Annotated in this window: 14 protein-coding genes; 8 read left to right on the top strand and 6 right to left on the bottom strand. The window is 65.8% G+C overall.

Annotated elements, in window-relative coordinates:
• From ACIQT2_RS15770 to ACIQT2_RS15760, 3 genes are all read right to left on the bottom strand, one after another.
• On the bottom strand, positions 1-1,751 hold a 1,751-nt coding region (locus tag ACIQT2_RS15770; RefSeq protein WP_402948185.1), incomplete at its 3' end, for a DUF222 domain-containing protein.
• A 63-nt stretch (positions 1,752-1,814) separates the two neighbouring features.
• The gene (locus ACIQT2_RS15765) at positions 1,815-2,681 is read right to left on the bottom strand and encodes a class II glutamine amidotransferase (protein ID WP_402948183.1); all 867 of its coding nucleotides are present in this window, start codon (positions 2,679-2,681) and stop codon (positions 1,815-1,817) included.
• A gap of 42 nt (positions 2,682-2,723) precedes the next feature.
• Positions 2,724-4,124: a glutamate decarboxylase gene (locus ACIQT2_RS15760; protein WP_402948180.1), complete on the bottom strand. Its 1,401-nt coding sequence runs from the start codon at positions 4,122-4,124 to the stop codon at positions 2,724-2,726.
• A gap of 144 nt (positions 4,125-4,268) precedes the next feature.
• On the opposite strand from ACIQT2_RS15760, the gene ACIQT2_RS15755 reads away from it, so the two are divergent.
• A complete protein-coding gene (locus ACIQT2_RS15755; protein WP_402948177.1) occupies positions 4,269-4,475 on the top strand; it encodes a hypothetical protein in 207 nt (68 codons plus the stop codon).
• A 267-nt stretch (positions 4,476-4,742) separates the two neighbouring features.
• Here ACIQT2_RS15755 and ACIQT2_RS15750 read toward each other — a convergent pair whose 3' ends face one another.
• Positions 4,743-6,617 (bottom strand): glycoside hydrolase family 15 protein, encoded by a 1,875-nt coding sequence (locus ACIQT2_RS15750; protein WP_402948175.1) that lies wholly within the window; start codon positions 6,615-6,617, stop codon positions 4,743-4,745.
• A 132-nt stretch (positions 6,618-6,749) separates the two neighbouring features.
• Between ACIQT2_RS15750 and ACIQT2_RS15745 the strand changes: the two genes are divergently transcribed.
• The 3 genes from ACIQT2_RS15745 (at position 6,750) to ACIQT2_RS15735 (ending at position 8,745) form a co-directional block, all read left to right on the top strand.
• On the top strand, positions 6,750-7,703 hold the full coding sequence (locus tag ACIQT2_RS15745) for an SDR family oxidoreductase (RefSeq protein ID WP_402948172.1): 954 nt from the start codon (positions 6,750-6,752) through the stop codon (positions 7,701-7,703).
• 358 nt (positions 7,704-8,061) lie between these two features.
• Positions 8,062-8,292: a DUF6458 family protein gene (locus tag ACIQT2_RS15740; protein WP_400333138.1), complete on the top strand. Its 231-nt coding sequence runs from the start codon at positions 8,062-8,064 to the stop codon at positions 8,290-8,292.
• 168 nt (positions 8,293-8,460) lie between these two features.
• Positions 8,461-8,745 (top strand): hypothetical protein, encoded by a 285-nt coding sequence (locus tag ACIQT2_RS15735; protein WP_402948169.1) that lies wholly within the window; start codon positions 8,461-8,463, stop codon positions 8,743-8,745.
• Between the two features lie 18 nt (positions 8,746-8,763).
• On the opposite strand, the gene ACIQT2_RS15730 is transcribed toward ACIQT2_RS15735, so the two are convergent.
• Positions 8,764-9,357, bottom strand: coding sequence for a histidine phosphatase family protein (locus ACIQT2_RS15730; protein ID WP_400333143.1), 594 nt, complete (start codon positions 9,355-9,357; stop codon positions 8,764-8,766).
• Positions 9,358-9,523: 166 nt separating this feature from the next.
• Here ACIQT2_RS15730 and ACIQT2_RS15725 point away from each other — a divergent pair, with 166 nt between their 5' ends.
• The gene (locus tag ACIQT2_RS15725) at positions 9,524-10,258 is read left to right on the top strand and encodes a GAF and ANTAR domain-containing protein (protein WP_402948166.1); all 735 of its coding nucleotides are present in this window, start codon (positions 9,524-9,526) and stop codon (positions 10,256-10,258) included.
• Positions 10,259-10,685: 427 nt separating this feature from the next.
• Complete coding sequence (locus ACIQT2_RS15720) at positions 10,686-12,023, top strand: protein kinase (RefSeq protein WP_402948164.1); 1,338 nt, start codon at positions 10,686-10,688, stop codon at positions 12,021-12,023.
• Positions 12,024-12,308: 285 nt separating this feature from the next.
• Here ACIQT2_RS15720 and ACIQT2_RS15715 read toward each other — a convergent pair whose 3' ends face one another.
• Positions 12,309-13,538, bottom strand: coding sequence for an ATP-binding protein (locus ACIQT2_RS15715; protein WP_402948161.1), 1,230 nt, complete (start codon positions 13,536-13,538; stop codon positions 12,309-12,311).
• 173 nt (positions 13,539-13,711) lie between these two features.
• Between ACIQT2_RS15715 and ACIQT2_RS15710 the strand changes: the two genes are divergently transcribed.
• Together ACIQT2_RS15710 and ACIQT2_RS15705 are read left to right on the top strand one after the other, a co-directional pair.
• Positions 13,712-14,173 (top strand): phage tail protein, encoded by a 462-nt coding sequence (locus tag ACIQT2_RS15710; protein ID WP_400333155.1) that lies wholly within the window; start codon positions 13,712-13,714, stop codon positions 14,171-14,173.
• A gap of 60 nt (positions 14,174-14,233) precedes the next feature.
• Complete coding sequence (locus tag ACIQT2_RS15705) at positions 14,234-15,298, top strand: substrate-binding domain-containing protein (protein ID WP_402948158.1); 1,065 nt, start codon at positions 14,234-14,236, stop codon at positions 15,296-15,298.
• The last annotated feature ends 57 nt before the right edge of the window (positions 15,299-15,355 follow it).

Here is a 15,355-nt window from a genome sequence, read left to right as displayed (position 1 = left end):
TCGCTGCCGAGCAGGACGGGGAGGATGTCGGCGTCGCAGGCGATTTTGCGGAGGGTGCTGGGGTGGATCGGGCCGGCGAAGGTGGCTGATGCGCTACTGAGTGCCCTGCCGGTGGTGCCAGTGGTTCCGGGTGCGGTGACGGTGTTGCTGGTGGTGCCGGGTGCGGTGTGGTTGCTGGGGGCGCTGCCCGGGCCGGTGGTGCCTGGGTTGGTACGGGTGGTGCTGGTGGTGTCGGGTGCGGGGTTGGTGGGGTTGGTTTGGAGTTGGGGGAGGAGTTCGTGGGCGTTGATGTAGGCGGTGAGTTGGGGTTTGAGGCCGCCGTTGGCTGGGAGGCGGCCTGTTTTCAGGGCCAGTGCGCAGCCGCCGACGAGGCCGTCGAGGAGTTTCTGGGCTCGTGAGCGGCGGTCCAGTTCCAGGACCTGCCCGCCCTGCCCGCCCTGTCCGCCCTGCCCGGCCTGCCCGGCTTGGTGGGTGGTGTGGGTGGTTGTGGTGGTTGCGGGTGTTGTGGTGGTGGTTTCTTGGGGTGGGGCTGTGGTTGCTTGGGTGCTGTGATCCGTGGTGGTGGTGTTGGGGGTGAGGCGGGGGTTGGTGGCGGTGTTCATGAGGGTGGTGAGGGTTTCGTATTGTTCGGTGGTGGCGAAGATTTCGATGTGGTGGAGTCCGCGTCGGGGTTTGCGGATGAAGGCGCCTTGGAGGGTTCGGAGTTCTTCTTCGCTGGGTTCGGGGCCGTCTTGGTCGATCCGGTTGATCCAGCGGCGGGCGGTTTTGCTGACGAAGTCGGGGTCGGTTTCGATTCCGGTGCGGGTCAGGGCGTGTTCCATGGCGGTCAGGGTCTCGGGGTGGGCGATGAGTGCTGCCTGGTCCAGGGCGCCGGTGATGATGGTCGCGGTGCGGGAGGGGATGAGTGCCGTGGCCAGGGCTTGGGCGAGTTCGGTGTGTCGGGGTGGGAGGGGTTCGCCGGTGAGAGTGGTGGTGGGCAGGAGGGCCGCGGCTTGGGACAGGCGGCGTCGGGCTTCGCGGATCTCGATCCGCAACCTTGCGCGAAGGAACTCCGCGGCGTTCCGGTACCCGTCGTCAAGGATGGAGCCGCGGGCCGGAACCCCGGTCACGCTGGTACTGCCAACAGCACCAGCGCCAGAAACTGCACCAGTTACACCCGCGCCAGTTACAGCACCCGTGATGCTGGCACCACCAACAGCAGCACCAGCACCCGTGCCGCTGCTGTTGCTGTTGGTGGTGTGAGGTCCGTTGGTGTGGGGGCTTTGACCGGTGGGTGCGTCGTTCTCGGTCCAGCCGGTCCGCCAGCCGGTGCTGCCGTCGGTGGACGCGGATGCGGTGCGGGCGTGTTTGGCTTCTTCGCGGGTTCGTTCCACGGCTTGGGCGGCGACGATTTGCAGGTACTCGAGGGTGCGGGCGAGGTCCTCGACGCGGCCGGCGAAATCCGCTGCTTCGCCGACATCGAACATCCGTGCTGCCGGCAGGGCCGTATCCCGCAGGGTCTCGAGGGCCGCGGCCCCATCATCCAAAGCATCACTCAAAGGGTCATTCAGGGCACCACCCACGGCGTCCTGGACAGGCTCAGGGCAGGCCCGTGCGGAGGGTGCCGGTATTCCCGGCCGGTGCTGCTCCGGGTTACCCGGAATCTTTTCCGTCACACCCTTGGCATCAAGCAGCAGCCCGGTGACATCCGAGACGGCACCGGAACCCGGCTCCGCCACCTCTACCGCCTCAAACCCACCACCGATTCCCATAAACCAACCCTGACACCACCCCCACACCCACAGAACAACCCACAACGCCTATGTGGAAAACCCTCAGGGACGCTGCGACTCCGCGGCTGCAGGGTCGAGGTCTGCGAGCGTGAGCTGATGTGCCGGAGCATCCGGGAAGGGGAACGTGGATGCCACCGTGAGAGCGGGGCCAACATGCACCAGTTCGCCGGATTCCAGGGGCCGCCAGCCAGGGTTGTGATCCATGGGTTCTGTAGCGAAGATGACGTGCGGTGAGCCGGCGAGTTCCGTGCTCCTTGAGTGGATCCGTTTGCTTCGGGCGTCCAAGGGAGCGGCCGGAGCGGGCGCGACGGGATCCCTCCGAAGCATGTAAAGCCCGTGCGTCGCCGGGTATCGCAAAGCCCAGACGTCCGTCGCCGTGGTCAGGATGAAGTTGAGGCTGAACACCGGCAGTTCGGCCGCGATCCAGCTGACGGCCCGGGCTATCCCGGCCGTAACGTCGCCACCGTTGCACCGTACCTCAGCGGTGATGAGTGCGAAGAACCGTTCACTGTCCGTCTGGCCTTGCACCAGGTCCATGACCTCCAGCGAGCGCAGCCGACCGTCGAGCGCCGCCAAGCCGGAGAACGCGCCGTTGTGGGCAAACAGCCGCCCATCCTGTTCGAACGGGTGCGTGTTGGTCACCGTGAGCGCGCCGGTGCTGGCGTAGCGGACGTGGGCCAGGAAGGTGGTGCTCCGGAGGACCCGTGCATCCCGGGCAAACGCGTGGTCCTCCCACGCCGCGAGGGGTCGCTTGGTGACTTTTGGCGAACCATCAGGCGCAAACGTCCCAATTCCTGCTCCGTCGGGTTCACGCCGGCTCTGGACGGACAGGCTGTCCGGCGCGTCCAGGAGCCAAAAGGTGGCGCGCACGGGACGCGAACCTGCATGCAGGCCAAAGAGCCGGCACATCCTGTACCCCTCTCTCTGAAGACATCTGTGGTGAATTAGAGATCAGTGATGGAACGCCTGGGCAGCCCCGTCCGACGGCATCGGCGCGGTGAGCCGGTCAAGGTACTCCACTTCCTTGGTGAGGTCGGCGAGGAAGCTGGAGGCGAGGTCGCGGGTGAAGCCGTTACGGACAACGATCCTTTGGACGGTCACGTCACTGAGGCCGTCGGGCAGCGGATAGGCCGGAACCAGCCAGCCGTTCATCCGGAGGCGCTCGGACAGGTGGTGCAGGTTCCAGTTTTTGGTGTGGCCGTCAGCGAGTTGCCAGGCGAAAACAGGGATGTCGGACCCGTCGCTCCACAGCGTGAAAGCGTCCATGGCCCCGATTTCGCTGGAAAGGTACATAGCAACATCCCGCGATGTGGACTGGACCGACTTGTACCCCGCGAAACCCAAGCGGAGGAAGAGGTAGTACTGCAGCAACACCTGGGCGCCTGGGCGGGAGAAGTTCAGGGCGAAGGTGGGCATGTCGCCGCCAAGGTAACTGACGTGGAAGACCAGGTCCGCGGGCAGCGCCTCGGCGTCACGCCACACAACCCACCCCAGTCCGGGATAAACCAGCCCGTACTTGTGCCCGGAAGTGTTAATGGATGCCACCCTCGGCAGACGGAAATCCCAGACCGTCTCGGGTTGCAGGAACGGCGCCACCATGGCCCCCGATGCGCCGTCCACATGGATGGGCACGTCCAGCCCCCGCCGTTCCTGGATCTGGTCCAAGGCGGCCGAAATGGCATGCACGGGTTCGTACACGCCGGTATACGTGACACCCATAATGGCGACGACACCAATGGTGTTCTCGTCCACGTACTCGTCCAGGTCATGGCCGTCCAGCATCGGATGGTCCTTGGAGACGGGCACAAATCGCGGTTCCACATCCCAGTAGTTGCAGAACTTTTCCCAGCACACTTGGACGGCCGAGCTCAGCACCAGGTTCGGCTTGTCCACGGCCAGGCCGGCGGCCTTGCGCTGGTGCTGCCATCGCCGCTTCATGGCGAGGCCACCCAGCATGCACGCCTCAGACGATCCGATGGTGGACGTCCCCATGGCCTTCGCCGGATCGGGCGCGTTCCACAGCCCAGCGAGCATCCGCCAGCACCGCGTCTCGATTTGGGCTGTTTGCGGGTACTCGTCCTTGTCGATCATGTTCTTGTCCACGGTCTCCGCGTAGAGCCTGGACGCCTCGGGTTCCATCCACGTGCCCACGAACGTGGCAAGGTTCAGCCGGGAATTCCCGTCCAGCATCGCCTCGTCGTGGACCACCTGATAGGCCGTTCCGGGAAGGGATTCGCCGTCCGGCATGGCGAAACGGGGGAAGAGGGTGGACTCGCCCGGCCTGCTGAACAGGGGATTCAGCTCGACGGCGGCGTTTGACTCATCGCTGTACGTCCGGTGGGCTCTGCTCATTCGACTGCTCCTGGGGTTTCGCCGTGAAGCTGCAGGCAAGGTGGCTGGTGGAATCGCTCATCCAGGGCTCACGCTACCCGCCGATCCTGCGGCGCCCAAGAGCCGGGGGTGTTGCGTCGCCGCCATGAATGGGACGATTTTCCTATGGGCCAAGACCACATCGAGAAGCCCTCAGCCTCGGGGGACGACCGGCAATGGCAGGATGGCGACGCCGGCTCGCCCACCACCCAGCAAATGCGCACCGTCGGCCAGCGCCGGCGCGAGGCCGAGCGGAAACTGGACCAGCACCTGGAGGAGGCCAAGCAAAGAGCCGAGGCTCCGGATCCCGACGACCAGAAGACAGAAAGCTGACCGCGGCAAACGTACGACGGCGGGACCCGGCCCCGGGGGCAGCCGCACCACGGTGCCACTCGGGCCGGAGCGTAGACGCGCGACGGCGGGACCCGGCCCCGCGGGCAGCCGCACCACGGTGCCACTCGGCCTGGAGCGTAGACGCGCGACGGCGGGACCCGGCTCCGGGGCCAGCCGCACCACGGTGCCACTCGGCCCTGCGGGCAGGCGAACGACGCACGCGCTCACCTCACGCGTCCCGTATGCCGTACCCGACCCGGCGCCTGCTCAGCCCTGCGCCGTTTGCTTGCCCGGCGTCGGCGCTGCGTTCCTGGACATCTCCGCGTCGCCACCGTGGCCCCCGATAGGCGTGTCACTCCCGGGGGCCTGCCCGTGGTGGAGCTGCAACGCACAGTGGATCAGTGGGAAATGGCTGAAGGCCTGGGGCGTATTGCCGAGCTGCCGTTGCGTACGCGGGTCCCATTCCTCGCTGAGCAGTCCAACATCGTTCCGCAAAGACAAGAGCCGTTCGAACAAGGAAGTCGCCTCACTCCGTTTGCCGATGCCCAGCAACGCGTCCACCATCCAGAACGAGCACGCCAGGAACACCCCCTCGTCGCCGGGCAGGCCGTCGTGCCCGGACTCGGTCCGGTAGCGGAGGACCAGCCCGTCTTCCGTGAGCCGTTCCTGGACGGCTTCCACTGTGCCAACCACCCTGGAGTGGTGGTGCGGCAAGAAACCGACGCGGGGGATGAGGAGCAGGCTCGCATCCAGTTCCTTGCTTCCGTAGGACTGGACGAACGTGTTGAGGTCCTCGTTGAAACCCTTGGTCATGACCTCTGTATGGATGGTGGATCTCAGATCGGCCCAGCGGTCTCCAGGACCCGGCAGCCCGGACTTCCGTACGGCTTTGACCATCCGGTCCGCGGCCACCCAGGCCATGACCTTGGAATGCGTGAAATGCCTCCGTGGTCCGCGCATTTCCCAGAGCCCGTTATCGGGCTGGTCCCACGCACCTTCGAGGTATTCCATGAGGGCTACCTGGATGTCCCACGAACTGTCCACTGTCCCTGCCGGTGATGCCGCCCGTGTCAGGGAGAGGCCGTCCAGGACTTCGCCCCACACGTCCAACTGCAACTGCGGCGCGGCGGCGTTGCCAATACGTACCGGCGCTGAGCCTTCGTAACCACCCAACCAAGGCAGGTCCATTTCGGGAAGCCGCCTGGCGCCGTCGAGCCCGTACACAATCTGCAGGTCGGCAGGATCTCCGGCGATCGCTCGCAGCAGCCAGTCCCGCCACGCCGAGGCCTCTTCGGTGTATCCGGCGGCGAGCAACGACTGCAGTGTCAAGGTGGCATCCCGCAGCCAGCAGTAGCGGTAGTCCCAGTTCCTGGAGCCGCCGAGTTGCTCCGGCAAGGAGGTTGTTGCTGCCGCGACGATCCCTCCGGTGGGGGCGTAGGTCAGGGCCTTGAGCGTGATCAGTGACCGCTCCACCGGCTCCTTGTATGTTCCGGTGATTTCGCTGCGGTCGATCCACTCGCGCCAGAAGGTGGTGGTGTTGGCGAGCGCCCGCGCGGGGTCGATGCGCCGCGGTTCAGGCTCGGGGCTGGGCGCCCAGCGCAGCACGAACGGGACCCGCTGACCGGCCTTGACGGTGAATTCGCTGATGGTGCGGTTGTCGCGTCCTTCCAAGGGGGCGTGCGTGGTGATGTAAGCGGAGTCCGGCCCCGCCACGGCGCTGATCCCCTGCCCGTGTTTGCGTACCCAGGGCACCACCCGGCCGTAGTCGAACCGGAGCACCAGCTCCATCTTCATGTCTACTTCGCCGCTGATCCCTTCGACGATCCGGACCAGGTCCACGGCGTCGTCGCGCACGGGCATGAAGTCGATGACGCGGACGCTGCCGCCCTCCACGTCCCATTCCGTCTCCAGTACCAGAGTGTCCTCCCGGTACTGCCTTCGGGTGCAGTTGCCGCCGTTGGCGGGGTCGGGGTTGGCCGGGGCAACGAGCCACCGGCCCGCTTCCGGATCGGCGAGCAGCCCGGCAAAGCACGCGGGCGAATCGAACCGGGGGAGGCACATCCAGTCGATGGATCCGTTGCGGCCCACCAGGGCAGCGGTGTGGAGGTCGCCTATGAGTGCGTAGTCCTCGATTCTCGCCATTTCAGCTCCTTTGCGTTCGGACAGGCTGGACTAAGCCCGACGCTACCCGTAGTTTCTGTGCTTTGCGTACAAGGCGCCGCCGTACCTGTACACCACTCCCGTGTTCTGGAAGCATCGATTCCAGGAGGAGCCATGGCTGGAGAAAAACCCGTCCTCGTTGTTGGTGCCACAGGATACCTGGGTGGCCAGGTGGTGGATCAGTTGCTCACACACGGCAAGCCGGTCCGCGCGCTGGTGCGCGACGCGTCGGATCCGTCCAAGCTTCAGGCCAAGGGAGTCGAGATCGCCCGCGGCGACATGCTCGACGTCGGTTCGCTCATCCAGGCGATGACCGGCGTGGATGCCGTGATCTCGACGGCTGCCGGCTACACCCGGAATGACAAGAACGCCGAGGCGATCGACACTTTCGGCAACAACAACCTGGCCGTTGCAGCGAACCACGCCGGAGTCCGCCGGTTCGTCCTGATCAGCATCCTCACCAGCGATCAAACCCCGCAGGTTCCGCACTTCTGGCACAAGAAACTCGCCGAGGACAAGTTGGAGGAGCTGGGCGTCCCGTTTGTCGCGCTGCGGCCGGGGGCCTTCTTCGACCAGATCGTCGGAATGCGTGGCGATCCCTTCCAGAAGGGGCGCATCATGTGGTTCGGCCGGAAGGACGTTCCGCTGACCTTCGTCCTGACCAGCGACCTCGCGCAGTACCTCGCCGCGGCAGTCGACGCCGATACCGCCGACGGGGAGCGCATCAACATCGGGTGGACCAGGCCGGTAAGCATGCTTGAGGCAGCGAAGATGTTGTCCAGGCACACCGCAATGTCGCCGGACAATTCGGCGACGTCGCCGGACGGCACCGCCAAGGAGCCAGGCACCCGCGACATCAAAGTCGCGTCCATTCCGACGCCGATACTCCAGTTCGCGGGCAAGGTCACGTCCCGATTCGCGCCGCTGGTGGGAGATATGGCGAGCATGTCCGCATGGTTCGAGACCGGCCGCTACGTTGCCCAAACCGAACGCCAAGCCGAAGTCTTCGGAACCGTACCGACCCCCGAGGAAGCGATCGCCCGCTTCGCCGCGAAATACGGTCGCTGACGGATGCACCCGTTCCCGCCTCCCGCACCCGTCCGGGCTGGCGGCGCACCCGTTCCCGCCCTGCGCTCCTTGGGGTAGGTGTGCGATTGGCGTGAACCGGTGCGGTCCCGCCGGAGCGCAGGGCGCGTGCACCCGTTCCCGCCCGGCGCACCCGTTCCCGCTCAGCGCACCCTTCCCCGGCCTGCGACGCACCCGCTCCCGCCCTGCGCACCCTGGGGTAGGTGTGCGATTGGCGTGAACCGGTGCGGTCCCGCCGGAGCGCAAAGGCTGGCGTCATCACAAAGTGATAAGTAGGCTGATCATGTCCGGTCGGCCAGTGGTTCCCCCTTGGGCCGAACGCCACACAGAGGAGCACATCATGAGAATAGGTTCTTCCATAGCCCTGATAGCCATCGGAGCGATCCTGGCCTTTGCCCTGACGCCAGGGCTGATCCCCTTCATCGACCAAGTCCTGATCGGCTACATCCTGATGGCCGTTGGAGTCCTGGGCCTCATCATCTCCATCGTCATGTCCAGCAGGACCCGCCATACCGTGGTGGAGCGGCGCACCGCCCCGGACACCATCGTGGAACGGCGCCCCGAAGTCTGACGTCGTGCCAGCCGGTCAGCGGCGGCAGCCGCCGCGGAGATAGCGGTCATGCCGGGTGTTGCGGTCGGGGTGCGCCGTCACTTGGGGCCTGGCAGTGACTGACGAAAGCGATAAGCACGACGGCGGCAGCCCCGCCGTCGTGCTCTTTTGACCGCGTAGGCTGCTCCTATGGAGAAGTCTTTCGACATTGAACGTGTGAACCAGGACGAATACGCAGTGCGCTGGGCTGCCGAGGGGCAGTCGGGTGAATCCGTGGTGCGGGTCACCCCGGACTTCCTCGCCGAACTTGGCTTGGACGGCTTCGACCAGCAGGCCGTGGTGGAGGAAACCGCCAACTTCATGGCCGAGCACCAGCCCGTGATCGACTTCCCGCTGTCGGTGGATCTTGAGGAGATCGCTGCAGCCTACGAGGACTATGCCGATAAGCTCCGCAGCCGCCTGCAGGCAGGCTGAATCCCGGCCGAAGGACGCCTAGCCGGCAACCTCTGCGGTGAGGCGCTCGCCGTTGTAGAACTCAAGCTCCCAACCCTCCACAGGGTGGTGGTGTGCCAGGTTCAGCGCCGCGTTCTGGACGCTGTCCAGGGTGCGGCCGATGGCGCGGTTGAGGGTGAGCCGGATCAACGTCCCGTGGCTGACCACCAGCACGCGCTGGCCTGTGAACTCGCGGGCCAGCTCTTCGAGGGCCGCCGTACCGCGCGTTGCGGCGTCGTGGTCACTCTCGCCACCGCGGAAGCCTCCGGGGATGCGCAGTGCCTCCAGTTCAGGTCCGGCCTGGAGGCCTTCGGCGGGCCCGAAACTGCGCTCGATCAGCTCGGGAACGCGGCGTGCCACCGTCAAGCCGAGTCCTTCCGCGATCAGGTCGGCGGTCTCGGCTGCCCGGCTCAGCGGCGAGGAAACAATCGTGTCCCACTCGTAGCCGGACAGGACGTCGACGGCGTCGCGGGCCTGCTGCCGGCCGATCCCGTTGAGGGGAATGTCTGTGGCTCCCTGCAACCTGCGCTCGGCGTTCCAGTCGGTCTGGCCATGGCGGACGAGGGCAAAAGTTGTGAGGGTCATGCCTTCCATTTTGCCTTGCCTCCACGTCCGCCGCAGTTTCCTGCGCCACATGGAGCAAATTTCCCAGCGAACCCGTGCCGGGAAGTGGAGCACACGCTGAGCCAGGGTCCGTGTTTGGGGCTGCGGTGTGAGAAGACCCCTGCCGTTTCACGCGATTCCTCAATAGCATGAAGATGTGGAAACTGAAGAACAGAATGAAGATTTTCAGCGGCTCCACCAGCTCATCGCGGGGGCCGATGACATCAAGGGCTTCCTTGACGGCATGACCCGCTACGCAGCCGCCGCGCTGAGCAGAGCAAGCGGGGACCGTATTGAATGCGCCGTCACGCTCCGCCGCAAGAAGCGGGCCATCACCATCGCCGGAAGCAGTGACGATGCCATCATCCTTGACGGCGTTGAGCAGGCCTTGGGCGACGGCCCATGCGTAGAGGCCCTCAGTTCAAACCAGGTGATCCTCATAGAGGACGTCAAAAGCGACGGTCGCTGGCCGGAGTATGCCCAAAGCCTGACCGATGCCGGCGCCAAGGGCGTGCTGGGCGTCCCCTTGAATCTCGGCCCGGACGCCTCGGCGGCATTGAACTTCTTTGCCTCCAAAACCGGCCAATTGACGGACGACGTCATTGAGGAAGCCGGGATCTTCGGGGACATGGCCGGCCAGGCTTTGCGACTTACCTTGCGCATTGCCACCGCCGACCTCCTGGTCGCAGACCTGAGGGCCGCCATGGAACGGCGCACGGTGATCGACCTTGCGTGCGGGATCATCATGACCCAGAATTCGTGCAGCCAGACCGACGCCTTCGTCTTGCTCCTCAAGGCCTCCCAGCACCGCAACCAAAAGGTGCACGACGTCGCCGCGGGCATCGTCGAAGGCAGGACCGGTTCGGTGGCCACCACTTTTTTTGAGGACTGAGTCTCCCAACTACTGAGGCGACGAAACGCACGACGGCGGCCGCCCGCCGTCGTGCGGTGCCGGAACTCTGATGCGGGTCTCGACAGCGACGCCTTTACGCGGTTTGTTACGGATATTTCCGAATGGTCTCTGGGGGTATCCGATGGCAGCCTGCGCGCCGCGGTTGATCGCTGGCGAGTGGCCCTGTAGGTGCAGGAGCGTGTCCGGCAGGTTGCCCTCCTCCGGCATTAGTAAGTATCCTGATTACCAATCTGGAGAAACCGGATGATGCTGTTCTGACGCAGGATTTGCTCGAGCCGCACGGCGTTGACCACTGAAGGTTGGCCCGGACGGCTACCGTGAAAGTTTGATCGACGGCGTTGCCTGGTAGCGGTGGACAGTTGACAGGTCCAAGGCACCCAGGTGCGCCCGGAGAGCGTGGCAATTGGTGGGCACTAACGACGAAGCCGTGGTATCCGGCTCCGGTGAAGAATTACTGGGTGGGCGTTACCAGTTGGGCCAGGTCCTGGGCCGTGGTGCGATGTCCACCGTGTACCGGGCCCAGGACGTGCGGCTCGGGCGGGACGTCGCAGTCAAGCTGTTCCTGCCCGGTTCCGGTGACGAATCCTTCCGGACGCGCCAGCAGACGGAGATGAGGCTGCTCGCAGCCTTCGACCACCCGGGGCTGGTCCGCGCCGTCGACGCCGGAGTGGATGCCCGCAACAACGACGAGCGGGCCTACCTGGTCATGGAGCTCGCAGAAGGCCGGGACCTGCGCGCCACCTTGGCCGAAGGCGCCATGAAGGTCAGCGATGTGTGGGCCATTGGTTCGCGGCTGGCCGGTGCCTTGGCGCAGGTTCATCGGCAAGGCGTGATCCACCGCGACATCAAGCCGGCGAACATCCTGGTTTCGGAGGGCTCCGGCACCGCACGGTCCGTGAAACTGGCCGACTTCGGCGTAGCGCTGGTCATGTCGGAAAGCCGCCTGACCGGAACCGGATTCACCGTGGGAACAGCCCAATACCTCAGCCCCGAACAGGCCCAAGGCCTCCATCTGACTCCGGCGAGTGACATCTACTCGCTCGGATTGGTGTTGCTGGAATGCCTCACCGGCAAGGCGGAGTACCCCGGGACACCAGTGGAAAGCGCCGCCGCAAGGCTCCACCGTGCGCCGGAAGTTCCCCTGGGTGTTCCGGAGAAGCTCCGCACGCTCCTGCGCGCCATGACTGACATGGACCCCGGGCGGCGTCCCAAGGCAGCCGAGGTGGAGGCGGTCCTGACCAGTCCCCGGCGTAGGTTTGCAGCCGGCCGGACGGCCCTCCTTCCGCCGGTGCCCACCCATGCACCTCGTGCCCTTCCCGGGACAAAGACGCCCCGGAAGTCCAGGCGCAAACTCCTTGGCGGCGTGGCCGTAGCCGCCGCCGGGATCCCCGTAGCCCTGGCACTCTTCCTTCAGGGAGGTGCCGTCACCGGGACACCCGAGCCTTCACGGACAGCTGATCCGGGCATTTCCGTCACTGAGCGCCAGCCGAGCATTCCCGTGGGTCCGGTCAACACCGTCCCGGCAGAAGCGGTGCCTGCAGCCAACGTCGAGCCCGTGCAGGAACCCGTCCAGCTTGTCCACGCCAACCTGCCGGAGGAGCCAGCCCCGGCTCCGCGCACTACTTCCGGTCCGACGGGCGGAGCCAGCGGCAGGGACCTGGCAAGCGTCAAGAGTGACGGCAAGAGCGACAGCAAAGGCGACAAAAAGGCGCCCAAGGACAAGGGCAATGACAACCAGCGGTAAGCCCGCAGCAGCCCGGACCGCCAGTTTGTGAAGGCACGACGGCGGGAGGTCGCCGTCGTGGGTTGAGTCGCCGTGGTGCCGCCGCCCGCGGCGGAGTGTTGGCCCACCCTCGTGGGTTGAGTCGCCGCGGTGCCGCGCGCGGCGGAGTGTTGGCCCGGCGTCGTGGGTTGAGTCGCCGTGGTGCCGCGCGGCGGAGTGTTGGCCCGGCGTCGTGGATTGAGTCGCCGCGGTGCCGCGAGCTGGGGAGTTGACCCCGCCGTCGTGGGTTGACCCGCCGGTGTCCCGCTAGAGTCCAGCCGGGAAGCTGACCGCCACCGTGAGTCCGCCGCCGGGGGTTTCCGAGAGCGTGAGGTCCCCGCCATGGGCTTTGGCGATGCTGCTGCACGTGGCCAAGCCGAGTCCAGAGCCGGAACCGTCGCCCGGCCTCCGGAGCCGCACCAACGGTTCCAGGACTTTGGCGCGATCCTCGGGGGCAATGCCCTTGCCGTTGTCCGCCACGTAGACCGTGGCGCCGTGGTAATTGGCAACCCCGCCGATGCTGATGCTGAGATCGCGCTCCGGGCTGCGGTAGTTCATGGCGTTCGTCAGCAGGTTCTGGAGCAAGGTCCGGAGTTGTCCGCGATCGGCGTAAACGGCCAGGTCCTGGACGTCCAGAATGCCGTCGTCGTCGATTCCGAGGTCCCGCGAAACCTCACCGGCCACCTCCCTGAGCGAGGAGTATGACGGCTGGATGCCCCCGCCGACGCGGGAGTAGCTCAGCACGTCCTCCAGCATCGCGAGCATCCGGCGGCCGCTTGCGCCGATCTTGTCCAGGTACTTGGCCGTGCTGGTGCCGGTCTGGACATCGGGATCGTCCTCCACGAGTTCCACGTACCCCAGGATGGTGGTCAGCGGAATCCGGAGGTCGTGACTGACCCGGCCCGCGAAACCGGCGAGCTTGGCGTTGCTGTCGCGCAACTCGGCGTAGGTGCGGTCCAGTTGGGCGGTCCGGTGCTGGAGTTCGAGCAGTTCCACCACTTGGCGGGCCAGGACCTCGAGCATGCCCACTTGTTCAGGTCGAAGCTCCTGGGGCTTGTCGGAGAAGACACAGAGCGTGCCAGGGACGAAGCCTGAGTCGGTTTGGAGCGGAACGGACGCGTAGAAGCGGACGTTGCCGATCTCGCCTGTGACAAAGGGACTGTCCGCGAAGCGGGGGTCCAGGGTGGCATCCGGAACCACCGTTTTTTCGCGCGAGAGGAAGACCTTGGCGCACATGGAATCCTCGCGGGAGCAGACGCCCGGGTCCACGCCCCACGCACCCACCTGGTGCTGGTACTCGGCGCTGATGATGTTGACCACGCCGAATGGGGCGCCGCACAGTTCCGTGGCGAGCCGGACGAGGTTCTGCAGCGCGCTGAGTACGGCAGCGTTGGGAAGAAGGGGTGAATCCAAGGACGGGTCGAGGCCATATTCACGCAAGGTCAGGTCCCGGCTGACCTCGTCCGTGAATGCGAGCTGTCCCTGTCCATGCGCCATCTACGTCTGTCCCCCAAGCTTCTCTAGGATTCCTTGCTGATGATACCCGTCGGCGGGAGCGCCCTCCTGTCACGTCGTCGGGCGCAAAACCCGAGCAGGATTCAAGAAGCCCGCCCGTGGGCAGCGGACGTAGGGTGAAGCCAACACAGAAAATTCACAACCCAGGAGGACACATGCCGTACACCGTAGACTTCCAGGACGTTTCCACCGTCGGGCTGGAATCATCCCCCGTAGTAGACGCCTTGGCAGGACTGAGGGCAAACGAAGCACGGTACTTCAAGAACAAGTACGACCACGTCTTTACCGTGGTGCCTGCCGAGGAGTCGCCGGAGATCGTTGACTACGTGAACCGGGTGCTCAAGGAGCGGGACCTCGTGATCCAGTCTCGGCCGTTGGAAGTGACCTCGTTCGAGGTGGAGGGCACCCGCTGGACCTATGTGTTCTACGAATCCGGGCTGTCCATCAACGTACTCTACGGCCTCGAAGAAGGTTCCAAGCGGGCCGTCGGCTTCAAGCTCTCCCAGGGCATGGAGGTGCCGGAAGAACTGGCTGCCAACTTCAAGTTCGCACGGCAGAAGTCCAAGCTGGCCGGCGAAATCCGCGGCTCGTTCTTCGTGATCAAGGGCGAGTACTAGCCCCCCGCTTCCTAGCCCTCGCCATTCAAACGGTCAAATTCGATCAGTTATGATCGCCCCATGCTTGCTGCCGAACGCGACCAGCGCATCCTCACCCTCGCCCGGCGCGATGGCCGCGTGGTCACCACTGCCCTCGCCAGGGAGCTGGGCATCTCCGAGATCACGGCCAGGCGTGCCATCAACAACCTCGCCGCCGCCGGAGTGTTGGTCCGTGTCCACGGCGGGGCAACCTTGCCGGGCCGCTTGGCCACCCCGGCGGATGGTTCTATCACCGGGCTGGTGGTACCGACGTCGGACTATTACTACGCCAAGGTGATTGCCGGCGCGGAGAGCGTCGCAGCCCAACTGGGCACGCGGCTGGTGCTCGGCGTCACCCACTATGACCGGGAAACCGAGCACGAGCGGGTGCGGCGGCTGGTGGGCCTGGGCGTCCGCGGCGTCGTGGTGGCCACCAGCACCTACGAACCCACAGCCACGGACACCGGTGCGTGGCTGGACTCGCTGGAGGTTCCGGTGGTCCTCATGGAACGGTCCATCACCTACCCCCAGACGGCCCGTGAGTACGACACCGTCCGCACCGATCACGCCTACGGCGGCGTGGTGGCAGTCCGCCACCTCGCCGCCTTGGGTCACAGGTCCATCGGCCTCGCCCTCCGCAAGGAAACCCCGACGGCGGCCTTCCTCACGTCCGGATACCGGGACGCCGTGGTGGCGCTGGGGCTCGACGGCGATGCACCCTTCCGCGCGCTGCCGGACCTTGGCAGGGACCCGGCTGGTGCGGACGTGGTCCTCAACCTGTTCCTCGACGACTGCCTTGCCGCGGGAACCCGTGCCGCCATTGTGCACGTGGACGCCCACGCTTCCCGCCTTGTGGAACTGGCCACAGCCCGCGGACTCCGGGTCCCCGAAGACCTCTCCATCGTGGCGTACGACGACGAAGTGGCCGCGTTCTCCATGGTGCCGTTGACCGCCGTCGCACCTCCCAAGCAGGCGGTGGGCGCGGCGGCGATGCGCCTCCTCCAGTCGCGGGTGCAGAGCCTGGCCGACGGCAGTGAGTTGCCCGTCCAGCACTTGTCCCTGCTGCCGGGACTGGCCGTGCGGCATTCCACCACCAGATACATCTAGTTGACCGATAATGATCGATTGCGCACTGGTTCGTTGACCCTTCCTGGGCGTCCACCA

Source organism: Paenarthrobacter sp. NPDC090522, assembly GCF_044769225.1.
GTDB lineage: Bacteria > Actinomycetota > Actinomycetes > Actinomycetales > Micrococcaceae > Arthrobacter.
This window is presented reverse-complemented; position numbering and strand designations above follow the sequence as displayed.

Excerpts from the sequence above, each read along its gene's own strand:
- ACIQT2_RS15765 (WP_402948183.1), bottom strand. The coding sequence starts at position 2,681 with ATGTGCCGGCTCTTTGGCCTGCATGCAGGTTCGCGTCCCGTGCGCGCC.
- ACIQT2_RS15760 (WP_402948180.1), bottom strand. The coding sequence starts at position 4,124 with ATGAGCAGAGCCCACCGGACGTACAGCGATGAGTCAAACGCCGCCGTC.
- ACIQT2_RS15755 (WP_402948177.1), top strand. The coding sequence starts at position 4,269 with ATGGGCCAAGACCACATCGAGAAGCCCTCAGCCTCGGGGGACGACCGG.
- ACIQT2_RS15750 (WP_402948175.1), bottom strand. The coding sequence starts at position 6,617 with ATGGCGAGAATCGAGGACTACGCACTCATAGGCGACCTCCACACCGCT.
- ACIQT2_RS15745 (WP_402948172.1), top strand. The coding sequence starts at position 6,750 with ATGGCTGGAGAAAAACCCGTCCTCGTTGTTGGTGCCACAGGATACCTG.
- ACIQT2_RS15740 (WP_400333138.1), top strand. The coding sequence starts at position 8,062 with ATGAGAATAGGTTCTTCCATAGCCCTGATAGCCATCGGAGCGATCCTG.
- ACIQT2_RS15735 (WP_402948169.1), top strand. The coding sequence starts at position 8,461 with ATGGAGAAGTCTTTCGACATTGAACGTGTGAACCAGGACGAATACGCA.
- ACIQT2_RS15730 (WP_400333143.1), bottom strand. The coding sequence starts at position 9,357 with ATGGAAGGCATGACCCTCACAACTTTTGCCCTCGTCCGCCATGGCCAG.
- ACIQT2_RS15715 (WP_402948161.1), bottom strand. The coding sequence starts at position 13,538 with ATGGCGCATGGACAGGGACAGCTCGCATTCACGGACGAGGTCAGCCGG.
- ACIQT2_RS15710 (WP_400333155.1), top strand. The coding sequence starts at position 13,712 with ATGCCGTACACCGTAGACTTCCAGGACGTTTCCACCGTCGGGCTGGAA.
- ACIQT2_RS15705 (WP_402948158.1), top strand. The coding sequence starts at position 14,234 with ATGCTTGCTGCCGAACGCGACCAGCGCATCCTCACCCTCGCCCGGCGC.